At 70.2% G+C, this 12,664-nt stretch carries 14 protein-coding genes; all 14 read right to left on the bottom strand.

Going from position 1 to position 12,664, the window contains the following annotated elements; genetic code table 11:
• Positions 1–9 precede the first annotated feature (9 nt).
• The 14 genes from ACIQ9G_RS09325 to ACIQ9G_RS09390 all read right to left on the bottom strand — a co-directional run bounded on the left by ACIQ9G_RS09325 (position 10) and on the right by ACIQ9G_RS09390 (position 12,572).
• Positions 10–1,116 carry an ABC transporter substrate-binding protein gene (locus ACIQ9G_RS09325; protein WP_403607684.1) on the bottom strand — a complete coding sequence of 369 codons (1,107 nt, stop codon included), beginning with the start codon at positions 1,114–1,116 and terminating at the stop codon, positions 10–12.
• A gap of 194 nt (positions 1,117–1,310) precedes the next feature.
• Positions 1,311–1,412 carry a putative leader peptide gene (locus ACIQ9G_RS09330; RefSeq protein WP_352103020.1) on the bottom strand — a complete coding sequence of 34 codons (102 nt, stop codon included), beginning with the start codon at positions 1,410–1,412 and terminating at the stop codon, positions 1,311–1,313.
• Positions 1,413–1,553: 141 nt separating this feature from the next.
• Complete coding sequence (locus ACIQ9G_RS09335; protein ID WP_403607685.1) at positions 1,554–2,012, bottom strand: RrF2 family transcriptional regulator; 459 nt, start codon at positions 2,010–2,012, stop codon at positions 1,554–1,556.
• A gap of 103 nt (positions 2,013–2,115) precedes the next feature.
• On the bottom strand, positions 2,116–3,015 hold the full coding sequence (locus ACIQ9G_RS09340) for a TauD/TfdA dioxygenase family protein (RefSeq protein WP_403607686.1): 900 nt from the start codon (positions 3,013–3,015) through the stop codon (positions 2,116–2,118).
• 40 nt (positions 3,016–3,055) lie between these two features.
• Positions 3,056–3,424, bottom strand: a complete 369-nt coding sequence (locus ACIQ9G_RS09345) for a 4Fe-4S dicluster domain-containing protein (protein ID WP_403607687.1) — start codon at positions 3,422–3,424, stop codon at positions 3,056–3,058.
• Positions 3,421–5,034: an FAD-dependent oxidoreductase gene (locus ACIQ9G_RS09350; RefSeq protein ID WP_403607688.1), complete on the bottom strand. Its 1,614-nt coding sequence runs from the start codon at positions 5,032–5,034 to the stop codon at positions 3,421–3,423. Before ACIQ9G_RS09350 ends, ACIQ9G_RS09345 begins: the two co-directional genes overlap by 4 nt.
• On the bottom strand, positions 5,031–6,389 hold the full coding sequence (locus ACIQ9G_RS09355) for an LLM class flavin-dependent oxidoreductase (RefSeq protein ID WP_403607689.1): 1,359 nt from the start codon (positions 6,387–6,389) through the stop codon (positions 5,031–5,033). Before ACIQ9G_RS09355 ends, ACIQ9G_RS09350 begins: the two co-directional genes overlap by 4 nt.
• An 85-nt stretch (positions 6,390–6,474) precedes the next feature.
• A complete protein-coding gene (locus tag ACIQ9G_RS09360) occupies positions 6,475–7,491 on the bottom strand; it encodes an ABC transporter permease (protein ID WP_403607690.1) in 1,017 nt (338 codons plus the stop codon).
• Complete coding sequence (locus ACIQ9G_RS09365; RefSeq protein WP_403607691.1) at positions 7,488–8,336, bottom strand: ABC transporter ATP-binding protein; 849 nt, start codon at positions 8,334–8,336, stop codon at positions 7,488–7,490. Before ACIQ9G_RS09365 ends, ACIQ9G_RS09360 begins: the two co-directional genes overlap by 4 nt.
• A 4-nt stretch (positions 8,337–8,340) precedes the next feature.
• Complete coding sequence (locus ACIQ9G_RS09370) at positions 8,341–9,387, bottom strand: ABC transporter substrate-binding protein (RefSeq protein WP_403607692.1); 1,047 nt, start codon at positions 9,385–9,387, stop codon at positions 8,341–8,343.
• 163 nt (positions 9,388–9,550) lie between these two features.
• Positions 9,551–9,700 (bottom strand): putative leader peptide, encoded by a 150-nt coding sequence (locus ACIQ9G_RS09375; RefSeq protein ID WP_403607693.1) that lies wholly within the window; start codon positions 9,698–9,700, stop codon positions 9,551–9,553.
• 96 nt (positions 9,701–9,796) lie between these two features.
• Positions 9,797–10,417 (bottom strand): TSUP family transporter, encoded by a 621-nt coding sequence (locus tag ACIQ9G_RS09380; RefSeq protein WP_403607694.1) that lies wholly within the window; start codon positions 10,415–10,417, stop codon positions 9,797–9,799.
• A gap of 342 nt (positions 10,418–10,759) precedes the next feature.
• On the bottom strand, positions 10,760–11,989 hold the full coding sequence (locus ACIQ9G_RS09385; protein ID WP_403607695.1) for an acyl-CoA dehydrogenase family protein: 1,230 nt from the start codon (positions 11,987–11,989) through the stop codon (positions 10,760–10,762).
• A 13-nt stretch (positions 11,990–12,002) separates the two neighbouring features.
• Positions 12,003–12,572 carry a winged helix-turn-helix domain-containing protein gene (locus ACIQ9G_RS09390; RefSeq protein WP_403607696.1) on the bottom strand — a complete coding sequence of 190 codons (570 nt, stop codon included), beginning with the start codon at positions 12,570–12,572 and terminating at the stop codon, positions 12,003–12,005.
• Between the last annotated feature and the right edge of the window lie 92 nt (positions 12,573–12,664).

Raw genomic sequence — 12,664 nt, forward strand, 5'->3', positions numbered from 1 at the left:
GCTGTTCCGCTACTTGGTGCCGAGACCGGCGTCGTCGACCTCGTCCTTGCCCTCGGCCTTGAGGACCTTGTTGAGCGGTGCGAGGTCGTAGATGCCCTTCAGGTCGGGCTTCTCCAGCAGACCGGCCTTCACCGCGTGCTCCGCCTCGGTGTTGAGGGTGGAGGCCAGCGGGTCGTCGAGGAAGGTGATGGACTTCCAGGCCGGGTCGATGACCTCGGCGGGCAGGGCCTTGCCCGACTCTTCCTTCAGTGCCGCGTTGGCTGACGCCTTGGCCTTGTCCGGGTTGGCGTTGATCCAGGCGTTGGTCTTCACCGAGCCGCGCAGCACGGCCTCGACGACGTCCGGGTGATCCTTGAGGAAGCTCTGCGACACGATGATGTTCGTGATCACGAACTTCTTGTCGGGCCACAGGTCGGACTCGTCGAGGATCACCTTCGCGCCCTCGGCGACCAGCTTGGACGCGGTCGGTTCCGGCACCCAGGCGCCGTCGATGGAACCGGACTTGTAGGCGTCCGGGGTGATCTTGTTGTCGGTGCGGACGACGGAGACGTCGCCCTTGCCGCTCTGCGCGTCGGCCTTCCAGCCCTTCTCCGCGATCCAGTTGAGGAACGCGACGTCCTGGGTGTTGCCGAGCTGGGGGGTGGCGATCTTCTTGCCCTTGACGTCGTCCAGGGACTTGATCTTCTTCGGGTTGACGACGAGCTTCACGCCACCGGAGGCGGAACCGCTGATGATGCGCAGGTTCTTGCCGTTCGACTTGGTGTAGCCGTTGATGGCGGGGGAGGGGCCGATCCAGCCGATGTCGATGGAGCCGGCGTTGAGCGCCTCGATCTCGGAGGGGCCGGCGTTGAAGGTCGAGGCCTTGATCTTGGTGCCGCCGAGCTCCTTCTGGAGCAGCCCCTCCTGGACGCCCACCAGAGCGGTGGCGTGCGTGAGGTTGGGGAAGTAGCCGATCTTCACCTCGTCGGCGGAGAGCTTCTTGGCGTCCGCCGCGACCTCGGTCTGCTTGTCGTCGTCGGTGGCGTCGGATCCGTAGCCGCAGGCGGTGAGCAGGAGGGGGAGCGCTGCTACGACGGCGATGGTGCGCAGGGTGGTGAGTGGTCTTGCGGCAGACACGGAGGTGTCCTCTCGGGAATGGTTTGATCAGGGAGGTGCCGAAAGCGCGAGGCGCGGAGCTCATGGGCATGCGCCTGGGCTTCGTTCGTCGGCCCTCGGCGGCGGGAATGCCGTCGCGGGTCCGGGAGCGGAGCTGTGCGGGGATGGGCGGGCGCGGGTGACGCCGCCGACCGAAGGATCTTCTGTCGGCGGCCTCAGGCGGGCCGACAGATGGCGCTGGACGTGCGGCCGAGGTCGATGTGGCGGCGCGAGGTCAGCAGGGGGAGCGACAGGTCCGCGCGGTTGCGCGTTCGCATGGCCACCCCCCACGGATCCCTAGTTTTCCTACCTGGCTGATAGGGATCGTGGCAGAAGGTGCCGTTCACCCCAAGGGGGTGTTCATATGATGGACGCGACTATCTCGCTTTTTGGGAATCCTCGGTCGATGGCCCGGCGTGTCAGGGGTTGACCCAGGCTTTCGGGGCGTCGGTCAGTGCGGCTACGTAAGCGGGCAGTTGGTCCGATGCGACGTCGGCGAGCGACACGCCCTCGAGGATCTCGCGCACGTTGGACCGCAACGCGATCCACAAGGGGAGCAGTGACTCGGCGGGGCCGGTGTAGGACAACTCGGGCGGGCGGACCCCGCGTACCGAGACCAGGGGTCCCTCCACGACGCGGATGACGTCGGCGATGCTGATCGACTCGGCGGGCTTGGCCAGCCGGTAGCCGCCGTTGCCGCCGCGCTGGCTGAGGACGAGACCGCCCCGGCGCATGTCGTTCAGGATGCTTTCGAGGAACTTGTGCGGGATGTCCTGGGCGTCGGCGATGGCCTCGGCCTTCAGTGGCCCGTCATCGCGTGACGCGGCGAGCTGCAGTGCGGCACGTACCGCGTAGTCCGCCCTGGCTGAGATCCGCATGCATCCATTATCCACTAAGGCTTCGGTCGGTATCCGCTGCCGGCAGGCCGCCGGGCGGGAGCGGATACCCCTGCCCGGCGGCCGCGCGTGGCGGGTGCGGTGCTCAGGCCGCGGCCGGGGTGTAGTGGGCGGCTTCGTCACCCTCGATGACGTGGCTGAGGCGGCCGTCGACACCGGCCGGGACGTCGCCCGCGACGGTCACCCGGTGCAGCAGGCGCGGCAGGTCGCCGTAGTCGTCGGGGGCGTAGTGCTGGGTGATGCGGTTGTCGAACAGGACGAGGTCGCCGGGCGTCCAGGCCACCCGCACGATGTTCTCGGGACGCGTGACGTACGACTGGAAGATGCGCAGCAGGTCACGGGAGTCGGACGGGCCGAGGCCCACGATGCTCTGGGCGAAGCCGCCGATGAACAGCCCCCGCTCCCCGGTCTCGGGGTGGACGCGGACGAGCGGGTGGGCGGTGCGGTACTTCCGGGAGACGAACCGCCTGCGGTGCTCGGCCGCCTTCTCGCTCTTCGGGGCGGCGTAGTCGTAGTCGTTGGTGTGCACCGCCCACAGCTTGTCCGCCAGCTCCCGCAGCGGCTCGGGCAGATCCCGGTACGCCGCGGCCGAGTTGGCGATGAGCGTGTTGCCGCCATAGGGCGGCACCACGATGCTGCGCAGCGTGGACGCCTTCGGGGGCGTACGGACGAAGGTGACATCGGTGTGCCACTGGTTGGCGCGGATCCCCTCGTCGCCGTCGACCGGCAGGATGTTCGGCTGGCCGTCGACGGAGGGGACCGTCGGGTGCGCGGTGGTCAGCTCACCGAAGAGGGAGGCGAAGCGGAGCTGGCCCGCGTCGTCCAGGTCCTGGTCGCGGAAGACGAGCGCCTTGTGCTCCAGGAGTGCGGAGTTGATCTCGGTGACGACAGCGGGGTCGAGGCCGGTGGAAAGATCCACGCCGAGGATTTCGGCGCCGATACGGCCGCCGATCCTGCGGATGTCGAAGCCGGTGCTGGTGGTCATGCGCGGGTGTCCTTTCGAGGGGTGATCAGTCGGGAGGTCGTCAGGAGGTGATGGGCAGGGAGCTTCCCTGGGACCCCGGCGGGCTGAGGGGAGGACCGATGGCCCGCAGCGCACCCGGTGTGCGGCCCCGTCCCCAGCCGATGTGACGGCGGTAGCTGCCGAGCAGGCCGGCACGGTCCAGGTGACCCTCGTCCCGGGCGGTTGAGCCGTCGGGCAGCGGCTGGGTCAGGGGCGCGACGTACAGCGCGTCGGCCGGGCAGTTCGCCTCGCACTGGAAGCAGGTCTGGCAGTCGTCGCGGCGGGCGAGCACCGGGATGCCGTCCTCGCCCCGGTCGAAGACATCGGTCGGGCAGACCTTGATGCACTTGTCGCAGGCGATGCAGCGTTCCGCCGAGACCAGCTCGATCATGAGGCCACCTCCAGGGGTGCGGCTGACGTGGCCGACGCGTTCGACAGGGGCTCGACACGGGTCCACACCCGGTCCAGACCGCCCGTCGTGATGCGGTGGTACTGGCCGGGGTCCTGCGCGGGGAAATCGAGCCGCTTGGCCATACCGCGGGTCTCGGTACGGGCCAGCGCGGCCGCGTACATCCAGCGGGCGTGTGCCGCCATCGCCGCCGCCTGCCTCGCCCGTACGGTGTCCCCGCCCACGGCGTGCAGGGAGGCCCGCGACTGCTCCCAGACGCTGTCGAGGACCTCCAGCGAGGCGGTGAGCCGATCGCCGTGGCGCAGGTAGTTCTTCTCGTACGGCAGCACCTCGGCCTGGACCGCGGCGACGACCTCGCGGAAGCCATCGGCCGGACCCGCTGCCCCGGTGGGCCGCAGCCCGGCCCCGCCCGCGGCCACCAGGCGCCTCGTGGTGGCGCGTGCGCCGAGCGAGCGGGCGTGGCGGGCCGCGCCCCGGCCCGCCCAGATGCCGGAGGAGATGGCCCAGGCGGCGTTGTGGCTGCCGCCGCCGGTGAAACCGCCGCAGATTAGCTCACGGGTCGCCGCGTCGCCGGCCGCGTACAGGCCGGGGACGGTGGTGGAGCAGTCGTCGCCGGTGATGCGGATGCCGCCGGTGCCGCGCACGGTGCCCTCGGCGAGGAGCGTGACGGCGAAGCGCTGGGTGAAGGGGTCGATGCCGAGCCGGTCGAAGGTGAGGAAGAAGTTCGGCTGGGCCGGCCGCATCGCCTGCCGGGCCGCCTCGTCCGCGCGGTCGAGGCGGCAGTACACCTTCTCGCTGAGCAGCGCCCGCGCGATCACGGACCGGCCGCCCTGGCTGGCCGCGCCCTCCAGGACCGTGCCGTCCTCGTGGTAGAAGGTCGCGAACGAGTAGAACGCGGTCTTGGTCACGGAGGTGCCCTCGGGCGCGATGCCGTAGGCGTTGGAGAACTCCATCCCGGACAGCTCCGCGCCCGCCTCCGCGGCGAAGAGCGCACCGTCGCCGGTGTTGACGTTGCAGCCCAGCGCGCCGCTGAGGAACGCGCAGCCGCCCGTGGCCAGCACGACCGCCCCGGCGCGCACCCGGTACGGCTGACCGGCCTGCCGCCGGTGCCCCCGGGCCCCGGCGACCGCCCCGGAGGGATCGGTGAGCAGTTCGGTGACCGGGCTGTGGTCGAGGACGCGCGCCCCGGCCCGCTGCACGCGGATCCGCATCCTGCGCATGTACTCCGGCCCCTGGAGGCCGTTCCTGAGCTGCTTTCCGTCCGCTCCCGTCGGGAAGGGATAGCGCCCTGCCGCGGCCAGTTCGTTCACCCCGGCGTACGTCTGGTCCAGCACCCGGGCCATCCAGCGCCGGTCGGCCAGGTAGCCGCCCAGGGCCTCCCTGCTCGCCATGGCCGCCTCGCGCGCGGCGGGTTCCGGGGGGACGTACCAGACGCCCGTTCCGGCGGAGGCGGTGGCGCCGCTGGTGCCGCAGTAGCCCTTGTCGGCGAGGACCACGTCCGCCCCGTCCTGGGCCGCCTTGAGCGCGGCCCAGGTGGCGGCAGGGCCGCCGCCGACCACCATGACGTCCGCGGTGAGGTCGAGACCGGTCATACGGCGGCCACTCCCTCTCCTGCGGCGGCCGGTGCCAGCCGGTTGGCGGGACGGGCCAGGCCGTAGTTCTCGCGCAGGGTGCGGCCGGTGTACTCGGTACGGAAAAGCCCGCGCCGCTGCAGGATCGGCACGACGTGGTCGACGAAGTCCTCCAGGCCGCCCGGCAGATGGGGCGGCATGATGTTGAAGCCGTCGGCGGCCCCCTCGGTGAACCACTCCTCGATCTCGTCCGCTGTCTGCTCCGGCGTACCGGCGAAGACACGGTGACCACGTCCGCCGCCGAGGCGGGCGATGAGCTCGCGCAGGGTGAGGCCGTCACGGCGGGCGAGTTCGGCGACGAGCGTGAAGCGGCTCTTGTTGCCGTTGATGTCCCGCTCCTCGGGCAGCTCGGGCAGCGGCCCGTCCAGCGGCAGCCCGGTCAGGTCTGTGCCGAGCATCCCGGAAAGCTGGGCGAGCCCGTACTCCGGAACCTGGAGGTTCGTCAGCTCCTGTTCCAGTGCGCGGGCTTCGGCCTCCGTGGAGCCGATGACGGGCGCGATGCCGGGGAGCACCAGCAGCTGGTCCCCGGTACGGCCGTACCGGGCGAGCCGGGACTTGAGGTCCTTGTAGAAGGCCTGGCCGTCGGCGAGGGTCTGCTGGGCGGTGAAGACGGCCTCGGCGTACTGGGCGGCGAACTCCTTGCCGTCCTCCGACGAACCGGCCTGCACCAGCAGCGGGTACCCCTGCGGGCTGCGCGGTACGTTCAGCGGGCCCTGCACCCCGAAGTACTCGCCCCGGTGGTTGATCTCCCGCACCTTGCCGGTGTCGGCGTACACACCGCGCTCCCGGTCGAGCAGGATCGCGTCGTCCTCCCAGCTGTCCCACAGCTTGGTGGCGACCTCGACGAACTCCCGCGCCCGCTCGTAGCGCAGCGCGTGCTCCAGGTGCTCGTCCTGCCCGAAGTTGCGGGCCTCGTTCACGGTGCCGGAAGTGACGATGTTCCAGCCGGCCCGGCCACCGCTGATGTGATCCAGGGAGGCGAACTTGCGGGCGGTGTGGAAGGGCTCGTTGAAGGTGGTGGACACGGTGGCGATCAGGCCGACGTGCTCGGTGACCGCCGCCAGCGCGGACAGCAGGGTGAGCGGTTCGAAGCCGCCGAGGGCGTTGTGCCGGACCTTGCCCCACAGGGCGAGACCGTCGGCGAGGAAGACGGAGTCGAGCCGGCCGCGCTCGGCGGTCTGCGCGAGGTGCTGGAAGTAGCGCAGGTCGGTGACGCGTTCGGGCTGGGTGCGCGGGTGCCGCCAGGCGGCGTCGTGGTGGCCCGCGTTCATCAGGAAGGCGTTGAGGTGCAGCTGACGGGGTCTCGGCGCGGTCATGGGGTTCCTCGGATCGGGGGCTGCGGGGCGAGCGGGTGACAGGGGAGAGAGGGAGGGCGGAGAGGGGAGGAGTGATGGCGGCGGGTCAGCCGCCCGCGGGTACACGCCAGGAGCTGAGCCGTCGCTCGACGGTCACCAGGAACTGGTTGAAGACCACGCCGATGGCGGAGATCGTGATGATGCCCGCGTACATCTGCGGGATGGCGAAGTTGTACTGCGAGGCGTTGATCAGATAGCCGAGGCCCGCCTTGGCACCGATCATCTCGGCGGCGACCAGCACCAGGATCGACACCGCTCCGGCCAGCCGGATGCCGGTGAACATCACCGGTACCGAGGCTGGCAGGATGACCTTCTGGAACAGGCGGGGTGCGGACAGGTCCATCGACTTCGCCAGCTTCAGCAGGGTCGGATCGACATGGCGGACCGCGCTGATGGTGTTGAGCAGGATCGGCCAGGTGCACGCGTACACCACGATGGAGATCTTCGAGGTCTCGCCGATGCCCAACAGCAGGACGAACACCGGCAGCAGGGCCAGCGCCGCGGTGTTGCGGAACACCTCCAGCAACGGTCCGAGGAGGTCGGCGACCGGCCGGTACCAGCCGATCAGCAGCCCGAGCGGTACGGCGACGGCTACGGCGATACCGAATCCGCTGAACGAACGCGCCAGGCTGGCACGCGCGTTGTCGGCGAGCTGACCGTCCGAGGCGAGCCCCCACCAGGCGTCGGCGACCTCGCTGAACGGCGGCAGGAAGGTCCGGTCCACCAGACCGGCTCGTGGCGCGGTCTCCCACAGCAGGAGCAGGGCCACGATGGCCGCGGACTTGGTCGCCCCCTTCAGCAGCAGGTACGGCAGTCGGCGGACCGTCCGCAGCGCCGTCCGTCGGACACGGACCGTGACGGAGGGAACCCGGCGTGCGTCCGGGGGTGATGAGGTGCCGGGCGCGGCCGCGGTCGATGTGCCGGCCTCAGGGGACGTGGCGGACTCGGCGGACTTGGTGGGGGAGGGTGCCTGGACGGTTTCTGTCGTGTTCGCCGCGTCGGTCGTGGTAGTCGCGAGGGTCGCGTCGGCCTTCTCGGCGGTCGTGCCGGTCGTGGAGCTCATACGGAGGCCTCCTCCTTCTCCAACTGCTGGGCCCTGGCCACCTCGTCGTGCAGGAGCGACCAGATCTCGTGGCGGTGCCGTGCGAACTCGGGGCTGGAGCGGAGGTCGTCCGTCGCCGTACGGGAGCCGAGGGCGACCGGCACGATCTGCTTGATCCGGCCGGGCCTCGATGTCATGACGGCGACGCGCTGTCCCAGGTAGACGGCCTCGTCGATGCCGTGGGTGATGAAGACGACGGTCTTGCCGGTGCGCTGCCAGATGCGCAGCAGTTCGTCCTGGAGCGACTCCCGGGTCTGGGCGTCCAGCGCGGCGAACGGCTCGTCCATCAGCAGCACATCGGGGTCGTAGGCGAGGCTGCGGGCGATCGCCACCCGCTGCCGCATTCCGCCCGACAGCTCGTGCGGATGGCGGTCCTCGAACCCGGTCAGGCCGACCAGGTCCAGGAACTCCCGGGCGCGTGCGGCACGTCGGCGCCGTGGGACGCCGGTGGCTTCCAGGCCGAACTCGACGTTGCCCTGCGCCGTGCGCCACGGCAGCAGCGCGTACTGCTGGAACACGATGCCGCGGTCCAGTCCGGGCCCCGTGACGGGTTCGCCGTCCAGCAGGATCCGGCCGCCGGTGGGCTGGGCGAGGCCGCCGAGCAGGTCCAGCAGCGTCGACTTTCCGCAGCCGCTGGGACCGACCAGGACGACGAACTCGCCGTCCGCTATCTCCAGGTCGATACCGTCGAGGGCGGTGAACCGGCCGGCCTGCCGATCCCCCGTGCGGTCCTTGACGGTGAATTCCTTCCGTACATCCTCGAACACGATCCTGGGCGTCGTGGACTGCGTGGTGGCTTCCGGCATGGGATCAGCTCCCGCTCTTCGCGGCGGAGGAGGACTTCTTGTAGTCGTTGAACTCATTGGTGTAGAGGTCCGACAGCGAGACCTGGCCCTTCTTGATGTCGCCCCGCTCGGCCAGCCAGTCGACCCACAACTGGAGTTCCTTGCCGGTGATCCGGCCCGCCGTCTCCGCGACGCCGTAGGACCGCCAGAACTTCAGCGGTGCGGTGTCCTCGTTGCGGCCGCGCTTCTTCACGATCTCCGTCATCCGGTCGACGACCTCGTCGTGCGGAGTGGAACGGGACCACTCGATGGCCCGCCCCACGGCGGTGACGAACGTCCGGGCCGTGTCGGGGTTCTGCTTCAGGAAGCGGTCCGTCATCACGTACGTGCCGGCGCTGAACGCGCCGAGCAGTTGGTAGTCCGTGAACAGTGGGCGGATACCGCCGGTCTCCAGTGCCTTGTCGCGCAGGATGCCGCCGAGTACGGCCACGTCGATCTGCTTCTGGCGCAGGGACTGCTCGGTGTTGACCGGGGGCACAACGAGCGGCTCGACCTTGTCGATGTCGGCCTGGGACAGACCGCCTCGCTGAAGGTAGATGTCGAGCATGGCCTCGGAGTGGGCTCCGAGGGTGTTCATCCCGACCTTCTTGCCGATCAGGTCCCGGGCCGAGCGGAGCGGGCTGTCCTTGAGGACGTAGAAGCCGTTGTAGGCGTACTTGTCGGCGCCGTAGTAACTGATGACGGCCTTGATGGGAGCGTTGTTGGCGGCCAGCTTGACGACCGCGCCGTTGAACGCGCCGCCGAAGTCGACCTGACCCGTGGCCGCGGACTGGATGTCCTGCGGTCCGCTGATCGTGTTGCCGACCCACTTCAGCTTCACGTCCTCCAGATAGCCGAGATCCTCGGCCAGTTCGGGCAACGTGACCTGACCGGCCCAGCCCTGGTATCTCAGCGTCTTGGTCTGGTCCTTGGCGGACGGTGTTCCGGACGCGGTCGTGCCGCAGCTCACCGACACCGCCGAGAGACCGAGCAGGGTGAGGAAGTGACGTCGGGTCGATGCCGTCGTGGCCATGGCAGGTTCCTGTTCGGGAAACGGGGAAAGGAAAGGGCAGACGTCGAACGGCGGAGAAGAGGCCTCACCAGGAATGGCTACGACGAGGGCCGACGTCTGTTGAAAAAAGCAGCGGCTTGCGTAGAAGCCGACTGTGAAATGGAGCGAAGGGGAGCTGTGCGTGTCAGTGAGTGCGGCGACCGGCGGCACAGATGGCGCTGGCCTGACGTCGCAGATCGACGTGCAGGCGCGCGGCGAGGGTCTCGGACTTGCTCACAGTCACGAGAGTTGCAGCGAAATCCAGCCAGGTCAATGTCGCTTGCGTATGCGCCATATGTTCTCAACAGTCCGACATGCCAATGAAGCGCGGCGTTCACAATTCTCCGGACAGGCGGGGTCGTGGTGACTGCCGTTTGTGCCGCCACCGCCGTCAGCGCAGAGATTGCACGGCGTAGAGGGCACCGAGGGCGGTGGCCACGGCGCCGAGCAGGAGACGCAGTGCCGTTTCGGGCAGCCGAGGTTGCAGGTGTGCCCCGAGGCGGCCGCCGATCAGTCCGCCGAGGCCGCAGGCCAGACCGAGGTACCAGTCAGGGGCGATGTCACCGGAGCCCGTCAGGGACAGCAGCGCGAACGCCGCGGCCCCGGTCACGGAGGGGGTGAACGTGGAGGCGAGGGCGGCCGGTGCCACGCGGGCGACGGGCATACCCCGGCCGACCAGTATGGGGCCGAGGATGGATCCGCCGCCGATCCCGTAGATCCCGCCGACGACCGGCGACGACCAGGGCCATTCCGGTGATGGCCCGGGGTGAGGGTTCGCAGCCCGGGCCGGCCGGGCGGGCCGGAGGGTGCGCCCGATGAGCCACAGGCCCAGTGGCATCAGCAGAGCGGCGACCAGAAGGCGGAAGGCGGTGGCCCCCGGGACGGCGAAGACCCGTATGACGGCGCCGAGGACCGCCCCGGGCAGCGTGCCGGTCACCAGGCGCCGCGTCAGCGGACCGTACAGCAGGCCCTCGCGGTGGTGGCGCAGCAGGGCGCTGGGCCCGGCCACCACGTTGAACAGCAGATTGGTGGGGCGTGACCGCCGGGCTGGGCACCCCGAGGACGCTCAACTGCACGGGAAGCAGGAACACCGCACCCGGCACCCCCACCGGCGCGGTCACCACCGCTATGAGCAGGCCGACGGACAGACCGGCCAGCCCCGCTGACCACGCCGCGCAGCCCGCCGATTCGAACGTCCGGCCAGTATCGCCGCCGTGGTCCCGCTGCCGGCCCGCAGGGTCGCTGGGCATCCCGGTGGAGAGGGATCCTGGCAGCAGACCGGTCGGCCCAGGCATGGGCGGGACTGCGGATTCGATCTCCGGAATCGGTCTCCCCGAACGTCCCCGCTCGCCGATCAGGCGGGCAGGACGAACGGAGGGTGGGCGCCGTTGAGGAAGTACTCCCCGACATCGCGGAGCCGGTGGGCGACGGGCTCGTACAAGGTGTGGGTCCTGGCATTGCGCCAGAACCGGTCGAAGCCCAGCCGCGCGGAGGTGGACCGGGCGCCGATGATGTCGAGGGCGCGGGTGGTGGACTCCTGCGCTGCCCGGGCCGCGGCGCTTTCGGCCATCGCCACGAGGGCGGAGATGTCCGCACACTCGTCGTAGGTGAGGTCTTCGCCGCGCTCAAGACCGCCCCGCACGGCGTCCAGTGCTTGCTCGGTGAGTGCCGACGCTGAGCGGGTGAGGACGGTGAGTTCTCCGTAGGCGGTCTGAACCTGCGGGTCGTGCGGGGTACCGGCCGGCCAGGCGGGGTGCCAGGGTGCGTGGCCCGCCCTGCTGTACTCCCGGGCCTCGGCGAGCACTCCCTCGGCCATGCCGAGAAGGAGTTGGGCGGGGAAGAGACGCCCGACCGGAGATGCCAGGGCGGCCCGGGGCGACAGCAGGTCCTCGTCCGCGGACAGGGAGCCGAGCACGTCGTCGGCACGCACCGGTACGTCGTCGAACTCCACGCTGCCGCCGGCCGCGAGCCGCTGGCCGAAGGTGTCGGCATCGCCGTCGATCACCACACCGCGACGGGCGGGATCCACCACGACGGCGAGCGGTTCACCCGTGTCCTCCCGCACGGCGCGCACGGCGAGACGATCGGCGACCAGGACCCCGGTGGTGTAGCTCTGCCGACCGTTGAGCACCAGTCCCTTGGAGGTCCTGGCCAGCATCAGAGGCGGCTCCTGACGCGCGAATCCGCCGCCCCAGCACCACTGTTCGGCTGCGGACCGCTCTTCTGTCTGCGCGGCGAGTGCGGGCCCGGCGAAGAACCGGGCGCTCCACGAAAGGAAGTAGTGACAGCCGAGCAGCTGACCGATCGCGCCGTCGGCCGCGGCGATCTCCCGGACGACGGCGTAGGCCGTGGGCCAGTGGGCGCCGCCTGCCTGGGACTCGGCCGGCGTCAGGAGCGTCAGCAGTCCCGCCTCGCGCAGCCGGGACACCTCTTCGACCGGGGCCTTGCCCGCCTGCTCCCTGGCCACCGCGTCCGTGGCCAAGTCGTCCGCCGCCTCGCGGGCCACGCGCAGCCAGTGCGCATGGCCGGGCCCGGTCCGGTCGAACAGCGAGGCGGGGCGGGAGGGCGCGGAGGCAGGGCCCATGGAAGTGATCTCCTCAAGGTTGGCCGCAGAGCGCGGCGTTGGAGCTCTCCTGCTGGCCGGGCACGTACTTGTAGCCCACGCGCCGGACGGTGACGATGCGGTGCCGGTGAGCTTCGCCCAGCTTGCGGCGCAGGCGGGCGATGTGGACATCCACGGTGCGGCCGTCGCCGATGTGGTCGTAGCCCCAGACGGCGGCCACCAGCCGATCACGCGTCTGCACGTGGTGGGGATGCTGAACGAGATGCGCCAGCAGCTCGAACTCCAGGTAGGTGAGGTCGAGTTCACGTCCGTCGACCTCGGCGACATGCCGCGCCGGATCGATGCGGACGACGTCGTCTGCCGTCCGCCGGACAGGGGCCGAGCCTGCGGCGGCGACCGGTCGGATCTCCGGCCGCGGCCTGTCCTTGGCGAAGAGCTCGGTGGGATCGGTGCCCTCGGGGACGAGCACGAGGTAGCCGACGAGCGGCGCGGAAGTGCGTCCCTGGGTGTCTCTCCGAGCGGAATCGCCCACCAGGCGAAGACGGGGCGTGTCGGAGAGGAGCGGATCGTGTGGGGTGGCCTGGGCCGGAAGTGCCGTGGTCATGGCGGTTGTCCCTCAGAAGTGTGTCGGGCCATCAGGCGCAGTGGGTGAATTCGCCGGATCGCCGGGGAAGGGGGGAAGCGGAGCGGCGCGGG

The sequence above is a fragment of the Streptomyces sp. NPDC096152 genome (genome assembly GCF_044763235.1).
In the GTDB taxonomy this organism is placed as follows: domain Bacteria; phylum Actinomycetota; class Actinomycetes; order Streptomycetales; family Streptomycetaceae; genus Streptomyces.

What these genes read in the sequence shown, in the direction of transcription:
- ACIQ9G_RS09330 (WP_352103020.1), bottom strand. Translation starts at nt 1,412, where the DNA reads ATGCGAACGCGCAACCGCGCGGACCTGTCGCTCCCCCTGCTGACCTCG.
- ACIQ9G_RS09335 (WP_403607685.1), bottom strand. Translation starts at nt 2,012, where the DNA reads ATGCGGATCTCAGCCAGGGCGGACTACGCGGTACGTGCCGCACTGCAG.
- ACIQ9G_RS09340 (WP_403607686.1), bottom strand. Translation starts at nt 3,015, where the DNA reads ATGACCACCAGCACCGGCTTCGACATCCGCAGGATCGGCGGCCGTATC.
- ACIQ9G_RS09345 (WP_403607687.1), bottom strand. Translation starts at nt 3,424, where the DNA reads ATGATCGAGCTGGTCTCGGCGGAACGCTGCATCGCCTGCGACAAGTGC.
- ACIQ9G_RS09350 (WP_403607688.1), bottom strand. Translation starts at nt 5,034, where the DNA reads ATGACCGGTCTCGACCTCACCGCGGACGTCATGGTGGTCGGCGGCGGC.
- ACIQ9G_RS09355 (WP_403607689.1), bottom strand. Translation starts at nt 6,389, where the DNA reads ATGACCGCGCCGAGACCCCGTCAGCTGCACCTCAACGCCTTCCTGATG.
- ACIQ9G_RS09360 (WP_403607690.1), bottom strand. Translation starts at nt 7,491, where the DNA reads ATGAGCTCCACGACCGGCACGACCGCCGAGAAGGCCGACGCGACCCTC.
- ACIQ9G_RS09365 (WP_403607691.1), bottom strand. Translation starts at nt 8,336, where the DNA reads ATGCCGGAAGCCACCACGCAGTCCACGACGCCCAGGATCGTGTTCGAG.
- ACIQ9G_RS09370 (WP_403607692.1), bottom strand. Translation starts at nt 9,387, where the DNA reads ATGGCCACGACGGCATCGACCCGACGTCACTTCCTCACCCTGCTCGGT.
- ACIQ9G_RS09375 (WP_403607693.1), bottom strand. Translation starts at nt 9,700, where the DNA reads ATGGCGCATACGCAAGCGACATTGACCTGGCTGGATTTCGCTGCAACT.
- ACIQ9G_RS09385 (WP_403607695.1), bottom strand. Translation starts at nt 11,989, where the DNA reads ATGGGCCCTGCCTCCGCGCCCTCCCGCCCCGCCTCGCTGTTCGACCGG.
- ACIQ9G_RS09390 (WP_403607696.1), bottom strand. Translation starts at nt 12,572, where the DNA reads ATGACCACGGCACTTCCGGCCCAGGCCACCCCACACGATCCGCTCCTC.